This is a genomic window from Brevundimonas naejangsanensis DSM 23858 (assembly GCF_000421705.1).
Taxonomy (GTDB): domain Bacteria; phylum Pseudomonadota; class Alphaproteobacteria; order Caulobacterales; family Caulobacteraceae; genus Brevundimonas; species Brevundimonas naejangsanensis.
In genome coordinates this window covers 250,101-266,934 of sequence record NZ_ATXN01000004.1, presented here as the reverse complement: position 1 = coordinate 266,934, position 16,834 = coordinate 250,101, and the positions used below count along the sequence as shown (strand labels likewise).

Sequence of the window (16,834 nt, the reverse complement as noted above, 5' to 3'; positions counted from 1 at the left end):
ATGTCGAGCCTGCCCATGTCCCTGCCCCGTTCCGCCGCCGTCGGCATGATCGCTGTCCTGATGTGTTCGACCTCAGCCCTAGCGCAGGCCGGCCGCGTGGACCCCGCCCGACTGAATGAAGCGACGCGCGTTCTGGCGTCCGATGAATTCGAGGGCCGCGCCCCGGTCACGCCCGGCGAAGACCGCACCATCGCCTGGCTGTCGCAGCAGTTTCAGGCGCTGGGTCTCGAACCCGGCGGCCCGAACGGATCGTGGGTGCAGGTCGCCCAGGTCAGTCGCACCAGTCAGGACGGCCCCGCCGCCATCAGCGTCTCGGCCAACGGCCGCACAACCGAACTGCAACGGGCCAAGGACGTCATCGTCTCGTCCGACCGGCCGGTGGAGCGCATCAGCCTGACCGATGCGCCTCTGGTCTTCGTCGGCTATGGCGTGGACGCGCCCGAACGCGGCTGGGACGACTACAAGGGCTTCGATCTGACCGGCAAGATCATGCTGGTGCTGGTCAACGATCCCGACTTCGGCGCGCCCGAAGGCCATCCGGTCAACGGCAGGTTCGACGGTCAGGCCATGACCTTCTATGGCCGCTGGACCTATAAGTTCCAGGTCGCAGCCGAGCATGGGGCGGCGGGCGTTCTGGTCATCCACGACACGCCGGGCGCGGGCTATCCGTGGTCGACGCTGGAGAATTCCTCGACCGCGCCCAAGTTCGATATCGTCCGCGCCGACCCGGACAAGGAGCGTGTGGCGGCGCAGGGCTGGATTCAGGGCGCGATCGCTGAACAGCTGTTCCGGGACGCCGGGCTGGACTTCGCCGCCCTGAAGGATCAGGCGCGCACGCCCGGCTTCCAGCCCGTGGCGCTGGACGGCGTGACCATGTCCATCGATTTCGGCCAGAAGGCCGACCGGGTCGAGACGCGCAACGTCATCGGTCGTCTCCCCGGAACGAAATACCCGGACGAGACGGTCATGTTCGGCGCCCACTGGGACGCCTACGGCCGCGCCACGCCCAAGAACGGCGACGACATCTATAACGGCGCCGTCGACAATGCGACCGGCGTCGCGGGCGTCATGGAAATCGCCCGCCTGTTCGCCGAGGGGCCGCGTCCCGAACGCTCGACCGTCTTCGTCAGCTGGGCCGCCGAGGAGACCGGCCTGCTGGGCGCTGAATACTATGCCGCCAACCCGGTCTGGCCGCTGGAGACGACGGTGGCCAACATCAATATGGACAGCCTGCTGCCGGGCACCGAGATCGACCCGAACATCGTCGTCATCGGCGCGGGCAAGAATGATCTGGACGACCGGCTGGCGGTTCTGGCCGCGCGCGAGGGTCGCCGCCTGATCCCCGACCCGGCGCCGCACGCGGGCGCCTTCTACCGCTCGGACCACTTCCCCCTGGCGCGCAAGGGCGTGCCCGCCCTGTTCGCCGCCGCCGGCTTCACCGGGCATAATGAAGCGAGCCGCGACTACGTCGCCAACCGCTATCATCAGCCGACGGACGAATGGACGCCGGAGTGGAAGATGGACGCCGCCGCCGCCGATGTGCAGCTGCTGTATGAAGTCGGCCGCGACCTGGCCAATTCGCGCGACTGGCCCGCGTGGAAGCCGGGCGACGAGTTCGAGGGCGCCCGCAACGCATCAGCGTCGACGCGGAAATAACGCCTCCGTCATCCCGGAAGCGGCCCAGCCGCTATCCGGGACCGCCGGAATCTCAGACAGCGAAAGATCGACGCCCCTGTCGGTCCCGGCTCTCCGCTTCGCTTCGGCCGGGATGACGGTGTAGGAGAGTCTGATGGACCCCATGACCAGCCTCCCCGACCTCCACGGCGTCTGCCCGCCGCGTTTCAATGCGGTGAAGGACGCCTTCGCCGCCAACTTCACCGACGCGCCCGAAGGGCTGAACGAACTGGCCGCGCGCTTCAGCGTGACCATCGACGGCGAGGCGGTCGTGGACCTGTGGGCCGGGTCAGCCGATCTGGCGGGGACCAAACCCTTCGCCGAGGACACGCTGGTCCCCGTCTTCTCGACCGGCAAGGCGGTGATGGCCCTGATGATCGCGCGCTGCGTGGACAAGGGGCTGCTGTCCTATGAGGACCGGGTCGCCGACCACTGGCCCGCCTTCGGCGCGGCGGGCAAGGACCAGCTGACCGTCGGCCAGCTGATGAGCCACCAGTCCGGCCTTCCGGGCTTCGATGGCGGGGCCGAGCCGGCCATCTGGTTCGACCGCCAGGCCGTGCTGGACAAGCTGGCGGCCCAGACGCCGATGTGGGCGCCCGGCACGGCGTCCGGCTATCACCCGATCACCATCGGCTATCTGGCGGGCGAACTGTTCCGCATCGTCGACGGGCGGACGATGGGCACGGCCCTGCGCGAAGACTTCGCCCAGCCGTTCGATCTGGACCTGTGGATCGGCCTGCCCGAGGCCGAGCACGGCCGCGTCGCGCAACTTCGCAAGCCCGCCGCCGCGCCGGACCTCGGCCCCATCGACGCGATCAAGAAAGCCGCCTTCCTGGATCGCGGCTCGGCGCCCGGCGGACGCGGCTCGACCGAGTGGCGCATGGCGGAGATTCCGTCGGCCAACCTGCACGCCACCGCCAGGGATCTGGCGCGCATGATGTCCGTCGTCGCCACCGGCGGCGCTCTGGATCATCTGGCTGTGCTGTCAGAGGAAACGCTGGCCCAGGCCACGCGCGAGCGCATCCACGGGCCCGACAAGGTGCTGCCCTTCGACATGAGCTGGGCGGCGGGCTTCACCCGCAATCAGGGCCTGAACATCTTCGGCCCCAACCCCGAAGCGGTCGGCCATTGCGGCTGGGGCGGCTCGATGGCGTTTGCAGATCAGGCGGCGGGCGTCTCGGCCGCCTATGTCATGACGCGCCAGTCGCCGCATCTGATCGGCGATCCGCGCGCGCTGAGGCTGATCGACGCTCTTTACGGGGCGCTTTAGGCCTCCGGCCCCCAGGCCAGCTGGTCGTGGACGATCAGCCAGCCGTCGGCGGTGCGGCGCAGGATGCGGGTGAACAGGCCGCGATGAGTCTTGCCGCCCCGCGTCATCACCGCCCGGCCAGAGACCACCGCCGTATTGACGTCGAACTGCAGGGTCTCGAACCACTCATAGGACAGGGCGCCCAGCCCGCCGGGCTCGGCCGCACGGGCGTCCAGGGCCGCGCGCACGCTGTCAGGCCCCTTCAGCGGCGTGTCGCCCAGGAAAACCAGCAGCGGCTCGTCGTGGACATAGGTGGCCATGACCGCATCCACCTGGCCCGAGGTCCAGGCGGCGGCGGCGGCGTCCAGGGCGTCGCTGACGGCGTCGAAGGTCTCGGCCGTGGTCGGCGGCGCGGCGACGGCCGCCGGGGCGCCGGGCGCGATGGACGGCGCCGCCTCACGGCTGACCCCCACGCGGGCCGTGCGGATGACGTCGTCGTTCTGACCGCCTCCCTCAAGCGCGCCGTGGGCGCAGGCCGAGGTCCCCCCGGCGAGCAGGATGGACGCGGCGAGGGCGGAGAGCAGGCGGGAGGGGATCATCATCACCCCTTCTTTAGGACGGGACGGCGCCCGACCTCAACGCGCAGCAGGCGGATTCTCGCCGATGGCGTCCATCCGGTCCTCGGCCGGGTCGTCCAGCAGGCCCGGTTCAGGCGCGACGATGGTCTCGGCCGTGGCGGAGGCGCGGCGCACCTTCAGCACGGCGCCGACCGCGAAGACGGCCACGGCGATCCAGATGAAAACGAAAGAGGCAATGCGCAGCGGCCCCAGGGCCTCGCCCTGAAGCGCGCCGATGATGAAGACGATGGTCGGCGCCAGAAACTGCAGGAAGCCCATGCTGGACAGGGGCATCCGCCGCGCGGCCCAGGCGAACAGGGCCAGAGGAATGACCGTCGCCGGTCCGGCGAACAGGAGCCAGAAGACCGAAGCGCCCGACTGGGTGAAGTGGCCTGCGCCGCTGGTTTCGATATGGATCAGCCAGATCAGCCCCGGCAGGGCCAGCAGCAGGCATTCCAGGAACAGGCCCGTCTGGGCGTCGACCGAAACGCGCTTCCTGATGATGCCATAGGCCGCGAACGTCAGCGCCAGGATGAGCGAAACCCACGGAGCATGACCCAGGGCGATGGTCTGCAACAGCACGCCTACAGCCGCCAGGGCCATGGCGATCTTGCCCGCCCAGTCGATCTTCTCGCGGAACAGCCAGGCGCCCGCCGCCATGTTCAGCAGTGGATTCAGATAATAGCCCAGCGAGGCGTCCAGCGTCCGCCCATCGTTCACGGCGACGATATAGGTGGTCCAGTTGCCGGCGATCAGGATGGCCGAAAGGGCCAGCCAGCCCAGCACCTTGGGCTGGCGCAGAACGGCCATGACCTGCGTCCACTGACGCGACAGCACCACCAGAAGAGCCGCCCATACCAGCCCCCAGACCGCGCGGTGCCCCATGATCTCCCAGGCGTCCGCCCCCTGCTGGCCCATCTGCTGGAAGACCAGAGGCACGAAACCCCAGATCAGATAGCAGATGATCCCCGCCGCCAGGGCGGTGCGGGCTTCGGGCGCCGAGGCGGCGGATGGAGCAGGAGACGCGCTCACGCTGGAACCTTTCGATCCCCGCCGCATCGCGCTGGCGACGCGGCGGGATCATGGAGTGCTCAACAGCCCCTAAAGCAGCCCCGCACCGCGTGCGGGGCGTCAGGGGCCTCTTCTTAGACCGTCAAAGTACGATAACCGCTCTTGGGCGAGATCACGCCGGTCTCGTCCAGCAGCTGGGCGATCTGCACGGCGTTCAGGGCCGCGCCCTTACGCAGGTTGTCCGACACCACCCAGAAGCTCAGGCCATGCTCGACGGTCGGGTCCTTGCGGATACGCGATACATAGACGGCGTGCTCGCCCGCAGCGTCGACCGGGGTGATGTAGCCGTCGTGTTCCTGCTTATCGATGACCTGGACGCCCGGCGCCTCGCGCAGGATTTCGCGAGCTTCGTCCGGCGCGATCGGGCGGTCGAATTCCACCGTCACCGCTTCGGAGTGGCCGACGAAGACAGGCACGCGTACGCAGGTTACGGTCAACTTGATCGCGGGATCGAGCATCTTGTGCGTCTCCTCCCACATCTTGGCCTCTTCGTCGGTATAGCCGTCGTCGCGGAACGAGCCGATGTAGGGGATGACGTTGAAGGCGATCTGCTTGGGGAACTTCTTCGGCGTGGCGTCGCCCAGACCGTAGATGGCCTTGGTCTGGTTCCACAGCTCGTCCATGCCTTCCTTCCCGGCGCCCGAGACGGACTGATAGGTCGAGACGACGACGCGCTTGATCTTGGCCGCGTCATGCAGCGGCTTCAACGCCACCACCAGTTGGGCGGTCGAGCAGTTGGGGTTGGCGACGATGTTCTTCTTGCGCGCCAGCCTGGCGTCGTCCGGGTTCACTTCCGGCACGATCAAGGGCACGTCCGGGTCCTGGCGGAAGGCCGAGGAGTTGTCGATGACGATGGGACCGGCCTTGCCGATCTTTTCCGACCATTCGCGCGACACCCCGCCGCCGGCGCTCATCAGCACCAGGTCGACGCTCGAGAAGTCGAACTGCTCGATGTCCTCGCACTTGATGGTGCGGTCGCCGAAGGAGACCTCGACGCCTTTGGATTTTCGGGAGGCGATCGCGTGCATTTTCTCGACGGGGAAGTTCACTTCCTCGAGGATGGCCAGGATTTCCTGGCCGACATTGCCTGTGGCGCCTACAACGGCGACGCGATAGCCCATGATGAAATCATCCTTTGTTCGGGGGCGTTTGGGAGAAACGCTTCTGCATTTGGGTCCTTCGCAGCCGCGAAGCAACCAGAATCCTCCAATTCGGCGCCGGAATCCGCGAACGCCTTCCCCCGGCCTCATCGGGGAGCTATCTGCTGGCCATGACCTCCCGCATCCGCAACGCCTACGACATCCGCGTGGAAGAAGGCGTGATCACGCCCGAACCGGCCCAGGCCGCCCTGATCGGCGCGCTTGAACGACTCGAGATCGATCTGTCGAAAAAGGGCCTGTTCGGCGCCCAGCCCGTCGTGCGCGGCATCTACATCTGGGGTCCGCCCGGACGCGGCAAGTCCATGCTGATGGACCTGTTCTATTCCTCAACGCCCGAGCAGAAGAAGGTCCGCGCCCACTTCCACGCCTTCATGGCGCGCATCCACGATCTGGTGAAACAGTGGCGCGAAGGCACGTCGCGCAGCCGCAAGGAGGTCTTCGGCACGCACAAGGGCGACGACCCCATCCCGCCGATCGCCGCCCTGATCGCCTCGGAGGCGCGGCTGCTGTGCTTCGATGAGCTTCAGGTCACCGACATCGCCGACGCCATGATCCTGGGCCGCCTGTTCGAAGCCCTGTTCGAGAAGAAGGTGGTGCTGGCCGTCACCTCGAACCGCGCGCCCGAGGACCTCTACAAGAACGGCATCAACCGCCAGCTCTTCCTGCCCTTCATCGATATTCTGCGCCAACGCTGCGACGTGGTCGAAACGTCGGGCGCCCGCGACTTCCGTCTGGACCGCATGAGCGGGGCCAAGGTGTGGTTCTCGCCGCTGGACGCCGAGGCGCGGCAGGGATTCGAGACCCTGTGGGCCGACCTGAAGGGCGGCGAGCCGGAAAGCCCCATCGTCCTGCCCGTGCTGGGCCGCGAGGTGAAGCTGGAGCGCACGGTCGGCGGCATGGCGCGCGCGACCTTTGACGAACTGTGCGGCCGCCCGCTGGGACCGCAGGACTATCTGGCCATCGCCCGGCGCTTCCACACCCTGTTCCTGGCCGATGTGCCGCTGCTCAGCCCGGCCAATCACCACGAGGCGCGCCGCCTGGTGACGCTGGTGGACGCCCTCTATGAGGCCAAGACCCGTCTGGTCGTCTTGGCCCAGGCCGCGCCGGAGGCCCTCTACACCGAGGGCGTCGGCGCCTTCGAGTTCGAGCGGACGGTGTCGCGCTTCAACGAGATGCAGAGCGAGGACTGGCTGGAGCAGCGCGAGGTAGCCGAGGCGGCGTAAACTCCTTTCCGCTCATCCCGGCGGACGCCGGGATCCAGTCCGAACCTCGCGCACCGCATTTCAGAGCGCCTAAGCGCGCACTGGCGGCCAAAGCACTGGGTCCCGGCGTCCGCCGGGATGAGCGGGTTCAAGATGACGCACGAAAAAGGGCCGCACACGAAGATGCGGCCCTTTCCAATTTTAGACGACTAAGCGCTCAAGCAGCGCCGCTCCGCGAGCCGCGCGATAGCGCCCGCTGGCCTCAAGCCAAGGAAGGCTCAATATCCTTACAGGCCTGGATCAGGCCCTGGACCGAGGCGACCGACTTGGCGAACATCGCCTTTTCGTCGTCGTTGGTGGTGAACTCGATGACCTTCTCGACGCCGTTCGCGCCGATCAGGGCCGGGACGCCGACGTAGAGGTCCGACAGGCCGTATTCGCCCGACAGCCACACGGCGCACGGCAGGACGCGCTTCTGGTCCAGCAGGTAGGACTTGGCCATGGCGATGGCCGATTCAGCCGGGGCGTAGAAGGCCGAGCCGGTCTTCAGCAGGGCCACGATTTCGCCGCCGCCCTTGCGGGTGCGCTCGACGATGGCGTCCAGGTCGGCCTGCGACAGGAAGCCTGCAGCGACCGCGTCCGGCAGCGGCAGGCCGCCGACCGTCGAGTGGCGCACCATCGGCACCATGTCGTCGCCGTGACCGCCCAGGGTCCAGGCGTGGATGTCCTGCACCGACACGCCGGTCTTTTCAGCCAGGAAGTAGGCGAAGCGCGCCGAGTCCAGCACGCCGGCCATGCCGATGACCTTCTCCTTGGGCAGACCCGAGAATTTCTGCAGGGCCCAGACCATGGCGTCGAGCGGGTTGGTGATGCAGATGACGAAGGCGTTCGGGGCGTGGGCCTTGATGCCTTCGCCGACGGCCTTCATGACTTTCAGGTTGATGCCGATCAGGTCGTCGCGGCTCATGCCCGGCTTGCGCGGCACGCCGGCGGTGACGATGCAGACGTCGGCGCCCGCGATGTCGGCGTAGTCGTTGGCGCCCTTCAGGGCCACGTCCTGACCGAAGACGGCCGAGGCTTCGGCGATGTCCAGAGCCTTGCCCTGGGGGGTGCCTTCGGCGATGTCGAACAGGATGACGTCGCCCAGCGCTTCGCGCGCGGCCACGTGGGCTAGGGTTCCGCCGATCATTCCGGCGCCGATAAGGGCGATCTTCGCGCGAGCCATTCAGGTCTCTCCAGTCGATATTGCGTGTGCGAAACGGTAGTCGCTGGAACGGCGGTCTAGACCTGTCGGCGGGTCGCGGCAAGCGTTCCGCGATACGGCTTTCGTCGTTGCGCCCCCCGCTGGCGGCTGTCACGGTTCGCCATGACCTCGCACCCGGACCTACAGGCTGACTTCCGCGCCGATCCCGCTTTTGAGGCGGCCTCCGTCTTCGCCGCCGACTGGCCCCTGTGCCAGATCCGCTTTCAGGACGACGCCCGTTTCCCTTGGCTGATCCTGCTGCCCCGCGTGGCCGGGGCGGTGGAACTGGAGGACCTGTCGCCCGCCCAGCGCGCCCTGCTCACCGAAGAAATCGTGCGGGCCGGGGCCTTGGTGCGCGAACTGGGCGCTCTGCGCGATCAACCGGCGGACAAGCTGAACGTCGCCGCTCTGGGCAATGTCACCGCCCAGCTTCACATTCATGTGGTCGGGCGTCGGCGCGACGATCCGCTGTGGCCTGACCCGATCTGGGGGCGGCCGGGGGCGGTTCCGTGCACGATGGCGACGCGCCAAACGGCGCTGTCGCATATCGCAGCCTTTTGATTGGCGTTCGCAGGTAGAACTTGACGGGAATCGGCCCGCTTCGTTGACACCCCCCCGTCTGCGTCACTAAAGCCTGTTGCACTGCAATCCGGCCCTGAAATTCCTCGGGTTTTTTGAGAATCATTCGCATGTCGAACACTCCCCCGGCTGCGGGCGAAACTGGCGACCGGACGGGCCGCTACGTCCGTCATCCCAACGGGCACGTCGCACCGATGTCGCCCTTCACCGATATCTGGCGCTGGCACATGACCATGGTCGCGTCGATCCTGTTCCGCGTCACCATCGGCGCGGCCAGCGTGGGCGCCGTCCTGCTGCTGGGCTGGGTCGCGATCGTCGCCTGCGGTCCGGACGCCTTCGCCTCGGTCGCCGCCTTCTCGGGCTCGCCGTTCGGCCTGTTCATCTGGTTCGGCCTGACCTGGGTGCTGTTCTCCTTCCTGTTGAACGGCGCGCGCCACCTGATCAACGACGCCGGCAAGGGGCTGGACCTGAAGTCCGCCAACCTGATGGCCCAGATCGCCGTCTGGGGCCCGATCGTCCTGGCCGTCCTGTTCTGGGTCGTGCTGTTCGCTGCTGGAAAGGTTTCGCTGTGAGCGCCGCGCCCAAGTTCAAGAACAATGTGAAAATTTCCGAGCGTCACGGCGCCGGGGAGTGGAAACTCGAAAAGCTGGCGCTGCTGGCCCTGATGCCGCTGGGCCTGTGGGTCCTGTCGACCGGCTTCACCCTGGCCGGCGCCGACTACGGCGCGGTCATTGCCTGGTTCGGCAGCACGCTGAACGCCGGCCTTCTGGCCGTGACGGCGGTGGTCTTCTGCCTGTTCGCCAGCCTGGCCTGGAAGGTGATCATCGAGGACTACGTCCCCGCCTCGTCCCGTTCCGGCCTGGTCCTGGTGTCGAACCTGGTCTTCCTCGTGCTGGCGGCCGCCAGCGTCTTCTTCATCGTACGTCTGGCGCTGGGTTCGGCCCCGCTGCCGGCCGGAGTCTGATCCCGCCATGGCTGCATACGAGCTTATCGATCACGAATACGACGTCGTCGTCGTCGGCGCCGGCGGTTCGGGCCTGCGCGCCGCCCTCGGCGCCGCCCAGCAGGGCCTGAAGGTCGCCTGCGTCACCAAGGTCTTCCCGACCCGCTCACACACCGTAGCGGCCCAGGGCGGCATCTCCGCCTCGCTCGGCAACATGGGCGAGGACTCCTGGCAGTGGCACATGTACGACACCGTCAAGGGGTCGGACTGGCTGGGCGACCAGGACGCCATCGAATATCTGGTCCGCAACGCGCCCCAAGCCGTCTATGAGCTGGAGCACTGGGGCGTGCCCTTCAGCCGCACCGACGAAGGCAAGATCTACCAGCGCGCCTTCGGCGGCATGACCCGCAATTTCGGCGAAGGCCCGGTGCAGCGCACCTGCGCCGCCGCCGACCGCACCGGTCACGCCATCCTGCACACCCTGTACGGCCAGTCGGTCCGTCGCGAGGTGAAGTTCTTCGTCGAATATTTCGCGCTCGACCTGATCATGCAGGACGGCGCCTGCACGGGCGTCACCGCGCTTCAGCTCGACACCGGCCAACTGCACCAGTTCCGCGCCAAGATGGTGGTGCTGGCCACCGGCGGTTACGGCCGCGCCTATTTCTCGGCCACCTCGGCCCACACCTGCACCGGCGACGGCAACGCCATGGTGCTGCGCGCCGGCCTGCCGCTGCAGGACATGGAGTTCGTGCAGTTCCACCCGACCGGCATCTACGGCGCCGGCTGCCTGATCACCGAGGGCGCACGCGGTGAAGGCGGCTATCTGACCAACTCGGAGGGCGAACGCTTCATGGAGCGCTATGCGCCGACCGTGAAGGATCTGGCCCCGCGCGACATGGTCAGCCGCTCCATGACCATCGAAATCCGCGAAGGCCGCGGCGTGGGCCCGAACAAGGACCACATCTTCCTGCACCTGGATCACCTTGATCCGGCCGTGCTGCACGCGCGCCTGCCGGGCATCTCGGAATCGGCCAAGATCTTCGCCGGCGTGGATGTGACCAAGGAGCCGATCCCGGTCATTCCGACCGTCCACTACAACATGGGCGGCATCCCGACGAACTATCACGGCGAGGTGCTGACGCTGCGCGACGGAAACCCCGACAGCGTGGTGCCGGGCCTGATGGCCGTGGGCGAGGCGGGCTGCGTCTCGGTGCACGGAGCCAACCGTCTGGGCTCCAACTCCCTGACCGACCTGGTGGTGTTCGGCCGCGCCGTCGGCCTGCGCTGCGGCGAGGTCGTGGACAAGAACTCGGCCGTGCCGTCGGCCTCCAAGGCCCAGACCGACCAGCACATCGCGCGCCTGGACCGCTTCCGCAACGCCTCGGGCTCGACCCCGACGTCGCACCTGCGTCTGGACATGCAGCGCGCCATGCAGGCCGACGCAGCCGTGTTCCGCACCGGCAAGACCCTTGAAGAAGGCGTGGCCAAGCTGCGTTCGATCGAGGCCGCCGGCGCCGACATCAAGACCACGGATCGCGGTCTGATCTGGAATACCGACCTGGTCGAGACGCTGGAATACGACAACCTGATCTCGCAGGCCCTGGTGACCATCGAAGGCGCGCTGAACCGCACGGAATCGCGCGGCGCCCACGCCCGCGAGGACTTCCCCGACCGCGACGACGAGAACTGGATGAAGCACACCCTGGCGTGGAAGCGTCCGGGCGAAGGCGTCCAGATCGACTACCGCCCGGTGCACAAATACACGATGACCGACGAGGTCTCCTACATCGAGCCCCGGGCTCGGGTGTACTAAGGAGGATTGCAGATGGTTCAGCTCAACCTCCCGCGGGGCTCCAAGCCCACGACCGGCAAGGTGCACAAGGCTCCGGCCGGCGCGAAGAACGTCAAGACCTACAAGGTCTATCGCTACGACCCGGAAACGGACGCCGATCCGCGCTGGGACGTCTATGAGGTCTCAGCCGACGATCACGGCCCGATGCTTCTGGACGCCCTGATCCACATCAAGAACGAGATCGACCCCACCCTGTCGTTCCGCCGTTCGTGCCGTGAAGGCATCTGCGGCTCGTGCTCGATGAACGTCGACGGCCGCAACGCCCTGGCCTGCACCAAGGGCTGGGCCGAGTGCTCGTCGCACAACATCACCATCGCCCCCCTGCCCCACCAGCCGGTGGTGAAGGATCTGGTGACGGACCTGTCGCTGTTCTACGCCCAGTACGACTCCATCCAGCCCTACCTCCAGTCCGACCTGCCGGACCCGGAGAAGGAGCGCCTGCAGTCGCCGGAAGACCGCGAAAAGCTGGACGGCCTGTACGAGTGCATCCTGTGCGCCTGCTGCTCGACCTCGTGCCCGAGCTACTGGTGGAACCAGGAAGAATACCTCGGCCCGGCGGCCCTGCTGCAGTCCTATCGCTGGATCGCCGACAGCCGCGACGACGCCACCCAGAAGCGTCTCGACGACCTCGAGGACCCCTTCAAGCTGTATCGCTGCCACACGATCATGAACTGCGCCCAGGTCTGCCCCAAGGGGCTGAACCCGGCCAAGGCGATCGCCGAGACCAAGAAGCTGATGGTCTCGCCGTCGCGCAAGAAGACCGCCGCCTGACCCAGCCGATCAGGCCGCAACTGAAAGCCCCCGGCGCCGCTGACGCCGGGGGTTTTTGCTGACCGCCTCGTCCCGAGGCTTGCCAAGCCCATTTGCAGGGTTAAGACCGCTTCCATGCCCAAGATCACCTACATTGAACACGACGGGACCGAGCATACGGTCGAGGTCAAGAAGGGCCTGTCCGTCATGGAAGGCGCGATCCGCAACAATGTGCCGGGCATCGACGCCGACTGCGGCGGCGCCTGCGCCTGCGCCACCTGCCACGTCTATGTCGATCCGGATTTCGCCGCCGAGACGGGCCGTCCCTCGGCCATGGAGGAATCCATGCTGGACTTCGCCGAGAACGTGGAACCGAACAGCCGCCTGTCCTGCCAAATCCGCGTCACCGACGATCTGGACGGCCTGATCGTCCGCCTGCCGCAAAGCCAGCACTGAGATGATCGACGCCCGGCTGCTGGACGCGGTCGGGTCTCTGGTCGCGGCCCATGCGCGGCCGGACCACATCCCCCTCATCGGGATCGCCGGGGCGCAAGGCTCCGGCAAGACGACACTGTCGCGCGCTGCGGCGGAACGCTTCGGCGCAGCGCATCTGTCGCTGGACGACGTCTATCTGACGAAAACGGAACGCCAGACCCTCGCTCGCGAGGTCCATCCCCTGTTCGCCGTGCGCGGCCCGCCAGGAACGCACGATCTGGCCCTGCTGGAAGCCACGGTCGCCGCCCTGCGCGCCACCGGGCCTGACAGCCGCACGCCCCTGCCCGCCTTCGACAAGCTGACGGACGACCGGGCGCCGGAAGCATCGTGGCCTGTGTTTGCGGGCCGCCCGTCGGCTGTGCTGATCGACGGCTGGTGTCTGGGCGCAACGCCGCAGACAGAGGCGGAGCTGGGCCTGCCGATCAACGCTCTGGAAATCGAACGCGATGGCGACGGGACATGGCGGCGCGACGTCAACGCCGCCCTGACCGGCCCCTACGCCGAAACCTTCGCCCGCTACGACGCCGTGCTGTTCCTGAAGGCGCCGTCGTTCGACGCGGTGCTGGACTGGCGCTGCGAACAGGAGGCGGGTCTGATGGGTCTGCCCCCGGCCGACCTGCCCTCCGCCAGACGCGCCGAACTGGCCGTCTTCATCCAGCATTTCGAACGCATCACCCGCCACATGCTGACCGGCGGGGTGCGCGCCGATCGGGTGGTTCAGTTGGACGCCGACCGGCGCCTCAGTCCGCCGGCATGCGGCCGTAGTTGACCGCCATGCGGCCGATCAGGCCCTTGACGATCAGGTCGACCGGCGAGCCTTCGCGATAGTCGCCCGCCGCGACGAAGTTGACCCGATCCTCCGAGATCAGACGATGGATCTTGTCGTGGTCGCGCGGGGTGCTGTCGGGGTCGTAGACGGCGATGGAGAAGCCGCCCTTGGTGTGCATCATCTTCATGGTCGGCACATCGGTGTCGCCGTCGCCCAGGAAGATCATCCGGTCGAACGGGATGGGCCGCTCCTCATCCGGGATGAAGCGGTTGATGCGCTCGTCCTCCCAGTGGTTGTGCACCCCCTTGTTGATGCGGAACAGATACTGGGTCTTGGTGGTGTAGTTGACGCCAACGGCGGGCCACACCGCCACGTCGTCCGCGTCATAGGCGTATTTCGAAGCGAAGACGTGGGTGAAGGCCTCGGCGATGGGACAGCCCTCGATCATCTCGGTCAGGCCCGCCGAGATGATGTAGTGCTCGATCTCCAGACCATATTGGGCGCCGAAATCGTTCATGCGGTCGAACCAGCTGCCGTCGCGCAGGCCCTCGAACAGGGCCACGTCGCGGCCGTGGTCGCGCAGCGTCTGGCGCGTCACCGGCGTGCCCTGCTCGCGCGCGGCCAGCAGCATCATCTGCATATACATCAGGATGCCGTCGCCATCGGCGGCGATGGTCCGGGGACGGACGGTTTCGTTCCAGAACTGGGCCGGCGTCATTCCGATCGAGGGGATGAAGCTGACCTCCTGCATGTTTCCCCGGGCCAGCGTCCCGTCGAAATCATAGATGATGGCGGTCTTGAGCAGGGGGCGGGGCGTATCGGCCATGAAAGCGTCCTGGAAGGCTTGGACACGCCCTCTAGCACGGCTGGAGCGCCATATCAGCCCAGCAGCAGCTCGGGCGGGGCCGTCGGCGCCTCGGCCTCGATCGGCAGGTGCAGGATGAAGGCCGCGCCCTTGCCCGGTTCGGACTGGACCTCGGCCCAGCCGCCGTGCAGTTCGATCAAGGCTTTCACCAGAGCCAGGGCCACGCCCGGCCCGCCGCGCTCGCGCCGCACGAAGCGGTCGAAGACGTGGGCCTGCAGGTGATAGGGGATGCCCCGGCCGGTGTCCTCGACGCGGATGCGGATTTCATTCGGCCCGGCCTCGGCGCTCAGGCTGACGGCGCCGCCTTCGGACACCGCCCGGCAGGCGTGCTCCAGCAGGTGATCGACCGCTTGGGCGATGCGGCGGGCGTCGGCGCGGATCGGCTGCAGCCCTGCCGGACAGGCCAGATTCAGCGTCGCCCCGCGGCCCTCCACCTTGGGCCTGATCCGCTCGGCCGCCTCGTCCAGCAGGTCGCAGACGCGCACATCGCCCAGCGTCAGCTCCATCTCGCCCGCGTCGATCTGGGCCATATCCAGCACGTCGTCGATGGAGCGGGCCAGATGGCTGGCCGCTACGCGGATGGCCCCGGCGTGCTGGCGGCTGCGCTCGGGCAGGTCGCCCATCGCCTCCAGCAGTTCGGAATAGCCGACGATGGTCGTCAGCGGGGTGCGCAGCTCATAGGAGACGCTGCCCACGAACTCTCGCTTCAGCGCCTGGCTCTCGGCCAAAGCGGCTTCCTTGGCGGCCAGCGCCTGCTCCAGCCCGCGGCGGGCCGTCACGTCCGAGAAGGCGACCAGGGTGGCCCCGTCCGGCAGGGGACGGGTCTGCCAGGCGGCGCTGCGGCCGTCCTCGGTGCGCCCCTCGCCGGCGATCGGCACCCGGCTTTCCGGGTCAGGGTCGGCCACCCGCGCCTTCAGCCCCAGCCACAGGGCTGCGTCGGGCAGGACCGGGCGGCACAGGGCGGCCACGGCGTCGAAGTCGCCCGCCTCGTTCAGCCGTTCGCCCGCCACGCCCCAGAAGGTCTCAAACGCTTCGTTGTGCAGCCGCAGCCGCCCGTCCGAGCCGAACACGGCCACGGCGTCGTTCAGCTTGTCCAGCGTCGCGCGCTGGACCTGGATCTGGGCGTTGTAGCGGCTGCGCAGCTGCAGTTCGCCGGTGATGTCCGAAAAGATCAGCAGGATGCCGCCTAGCGGGTGCGGCTGGCGCACCACCCGCAGCGTCCGCCCGTCGGGCAGGGACCAGCTGTCGTCCGGCGAGGCCTGGGCGGCGCCGTAGAAATCCAGTTCATCCGCCTTCCAGCGGGCGTAGTCGACAACCTCGGGCAGCAGTCGTTTCTGGCGCAGCCGGTCCAGAAGTTCAGCGTGGGTCGGCCGTTCGTCCAGCCACGCCGGATCGACCCCGAACAGCGACTGGAAGGCGGTGTTGTGGAAGGCCAGCCGCTTGGACGGGCCGAAGATGGCGACGGCGTCGGCCAGGTGATTCAGCGTCTCGTCATGGGCCTCGACGTGACGGCGCAGGGTGTCGCGCGTCTCCTCGGCCTCGGTCATCTCGATGGCGAAGGCGATCACGGCGCCGCGTCCGCCCGCCAGCGGTTCGGCCAGGATCTTCCACGCCCGGCGCCGTCCGCCCGCCGTGGTCCAGCGGAAGCCGTCCTGGCGCGCGTTCAGGCGCAGCGTCTCCGCCACCACCCCGTCGGCGCCGCGATCGAAACTGAGCCCCCGCTCGCGCGCCTCGGCCAGGGTCTCGGCCCCCGTCTCGACCAGCCAGGCGCTGTTGGCCCAGACCAGCCGCCCGGCCCCGTCCACGACCCAGGTCGGCGCCGGAGACTGTTCCGCCAGAACCCCCGCGCCCGCGCCGCCGTCCAGTCCGCCCTCGCCGCCCACCCCGGCCAGACGCGACAGCCGCAGCCAGGCCGATCCCCCATGCGGCCGTCCCTCGACCGCCCAGGCGCCCTGCGGCGTCTCCATCAGGGTCTCGAAGGCCTCCCCGGCCTGAACCAGCGCCTCCATGCGTCCGGTGTGCAGACCGGTCAGCACCGCGACCACGCCTTGCGCCGCCGCCAGCCCCTCGAGCCCGGGCGCCAGCGCCGACAGGGCCTCGGCCGAGCCGAACGCCGACTGCGCCTCGCCCTGCGGGCTCAGGGCCACCCGCACGTCGTCGAACGCCGTCAGGGCGCCTTCGCTGGCCGCCGCCGAGGCCTGGGCGCCGCCCAGCCAGCGCTCGATCTCGACCTCGCGCGCACCCAGCCGCGCGCGTAGCCGCCAGGTCCAGGCGCTGATCGCCAGCGCCAGACCGGCCGCCCCTGCGGTGGCTGCATAAGCGATGTCGGCCTCGGCCATAGGTCCCCGGATGATGCGTCGCTGCG

The 16,834-nt window shown here is 68.1% G+C and carries 16 protein-coding genes; 10 read left to right on the top strand and 6 right to left on the bottom strand.

Annotated features, from left to right (window positions below):
* The first annotated feature begins 15 nt into the window (after nucleotides 1-15).
* Together H556_RS0110825 and H556_RS0110820 are read left to right on the top strand one after the other, a co-directional pair.
* The gene (locus H556_RS0110825) at nucleotides 16-1,656 is read left to right on the top strand and encodes a M28 family metallopeptidase (protein WP_024354444.1); all 1,641 of its coding nucleotides are present in this window, start codon (nucleotides 16-18) and stop codon (nucleotides 1,654-1,656) included.
* Nucleotides 1,657-1,798: 142 nt separating this feature from the next.
* Nucleotides 1,799-2,944: a serine hydrolase domain-containing protein gene (locus tag H556_RS0110820; protein ID WP_024354443.1), complete on the top strand. Its 1,146-nt coding sequence runs from the start codon at nucleotides 1,799-1,801 to the stop codon at nucleotides 2,942-2,944.
* Here the strand turns inward: H556_RS0110820 and H556_RS15710 are convergent.
* The 3 genes from H556_RS15710 to H556_RS0110805 all read right to left on the bottom strand — a co-directional run bounded on the left by H556_RS15710 (nucleotide 2,941) and on the right by H556_RS0110805 (nucleotide 5,732).
* Nucleotides 2,941-3,525, bottom strand: coding sequence for a YybH family protein (locus tag H556_RS15710; RefSeq protein WP_024354442.1), 585 nt, complete (start codon nucleotides 3,523-3,525; stop codon nucleotides 2,941-2,943). The genes H556_RS0110820 and H556_RS15710 overlap by 4 nt on opposite strands.
* Before the next feature lie 33 nt (nucleotides 3,526-3,558).
* Nucleotides 3,559-4,572 carry an EamA family transporter RarD gene (gene rarD, locus H556_RS0110810; protein WP_024354441.1) on the bottom strand — a complete coding sequence of 338 codons (1,014 nt, stop codon included), beginning with the start codon at nucleotides 4,570-4,572 and terminating at the stop codon, nucleotides 3,559-3,561.
* Between the two features lie 113 nt (nucleotides 4,573-4,685).
* Complete coding sequence (locus tag H556_RS0110805; protein ID WP_024354440.1) at nucleotides 4,686-5,732, bottom strand: aspartate-semialdehyde dehydrogenase; 1,047 nt, start codon at nucleotides 5,730-5,732, stop codon at nucleotides 4,686-4,688.
* A 149-nt stretch (nucleotides 5,733-5,881) separates the two neighbouring features.
* Between H556_RS0110805 and zapE the strand changes: the two genes are divergently transcribed.
* The gene (zapE, locus tag H556_RS0110800; protein WP_024354439.1) at nucleotides 5,882-6,994 is read left to right on the top strand and encodes a cell division protein ZapE; all 1,113 of its coding nucleotides are present in this window, start codon (nucleotides 5,882-5,884) and stop codon (nucleotides 6,992-6,994) included.
* A gap of 241 nt (nucleotides 6,995-7,235) precedes the next feature.
* Here zapE and mdh read toward each other — a convergent pair whose 3' ends face one another.
* Nucleotides 7,236-8,198 (bottom strand): malate dehydrogenase, encoded by a 963-nt coding sequence (gene mdh / locus H556_RS0110795; RefSeq protein ID WP_024354438.1) that lies wholly within the window; start codon nucleotides 8,196-8,198, stop codon nucleotides 7,236-7,238.
* A gap of 141 nt (nucleotides 8,199-8,339) precedes the next feature.
* On the opposite strand from mdh, the gene H556_RS0110790 reads away from it, so the two are divergent.
* The 7 genes from H556_RS0110790 (at nucleotide 8,340) to H556_RS0110760 (ending at nucleotide 13,604) form a co-directional block, all read left to right on the top strand.
* Entirely contained in the window at nucleotides 8,340-8,777 is a 438-nt protein-coding gene (locus tag H556_RS0110790) for an HIT domain-containing protein (RefSeq protein WP_024354437.1), read from the top strand.
* Between the two features lie 128 nt (nucleotides 8,778-8,905).
* On the top strand, nucleotides 8,906-9,367 hold the full coding sequence (gene sdhC, locus H556_RS0110785) for a succinate dehydrogenase, cytochrome b556 subunit (protein WP_245559467.1): 462 nt from the start codon (nucleotides 8,906-8,908) through the stop codon (nucleotides 9,365-9,367).
* A complete protein-coding gene (locus tag H556_RS0110780) occupies nucleotides 9,364-9,759 on the top strand; it encodes a succinate dehydrogenase, hydrophobic membrane anchor protein (protein ID WP_024354435.1) in 396 nt (131 codons plus the stop codon). The genes sdhC and H556_RS0110780 overlap by 4 nt, the downstream gene beginning before the upstream one ends.
* A 7-nt stretch (nucleotides 9,760-9,766) precedes the next feature.
* A complete protein-coding gene (gene sdhA, locus H556_RS0110775) occupies nucleotides 9,767-11,551 on the top strand; it encodes a succinate dehydrogenase flavoprotein subunit (RefSeq protein WP_024354434.1) in 1,785 nt (594 codons plus the stop codon).
* A gap of 12 nt (nucleotides 11,552-11,563) precedes the next feature.
* On the top strand, nucleotides 11,564-12,361 hold the full coding sequence (locus H556_RS0110770) for a succinate dehydrogenase iron-sulfur subunit (protein ID WP_024354433.1): 798 nt from the start codon (nucleotides 11,564-11,566) through the stop codon (nucleotides 12,359-12,361).
* Nucleotides 12,362-12,475: 114 nt separating this feature from the next.
* A complete protein-coding gene (locus H556_RS0110765) occupies nucleotides 12,476-12,796 on the top strand; it encodes a 2Fe-2S iron-sulfur cluster-binding protein (RefSeq protein ID WP_024354432.1) in 321 nt (106 codons plus the stop codon).
* A gap of 1 nt (nucleotide 12,797) precedes the next feature.
* Entirely contained in the window at nucleotides 12,798-13,604 is an 807-nt protein-coding gene (locus H556_RS0110760) for a kinase (RefSeq protein WP_024354431.1), read from the top strand.
* Here the strand turns inward: H556_RS0110760 and H556_RS0110755 are convergent.
* Both H556_RS0110755 and H556_RS0110750 read right to left on the bottom strand, forming a co-directional pair.
* Entirely contained in the window at nucleotides 13,576-14,430 is an 855-nt protein-coding gene (locus tag H556_RS0110755) for an HAD family hydrolase (protein WP_024354430.1), read from the bottom strand. The two genes, H556_RS0110760 and H556_RS0110755, sit on opposite strands and share 29 nt — an antisense overlap.
* A 53-nt stretch (nucleotides 14,431-14,483) precedes the next feature.
* Nucleotides 14,484-16,808, bottom strand: a complete 2,325-nt coding sequence (locus H556_RS0110750) for a PAS domain-containing sensor histidine kinase (protein ID WP_024354429.1) — start codon at nucleotides 16,806-16,808, stop codon at nucleotides 14,484-14,486.
* Nucleotides 16,809-16,834 lie beyond the last annotated feature (26 nt).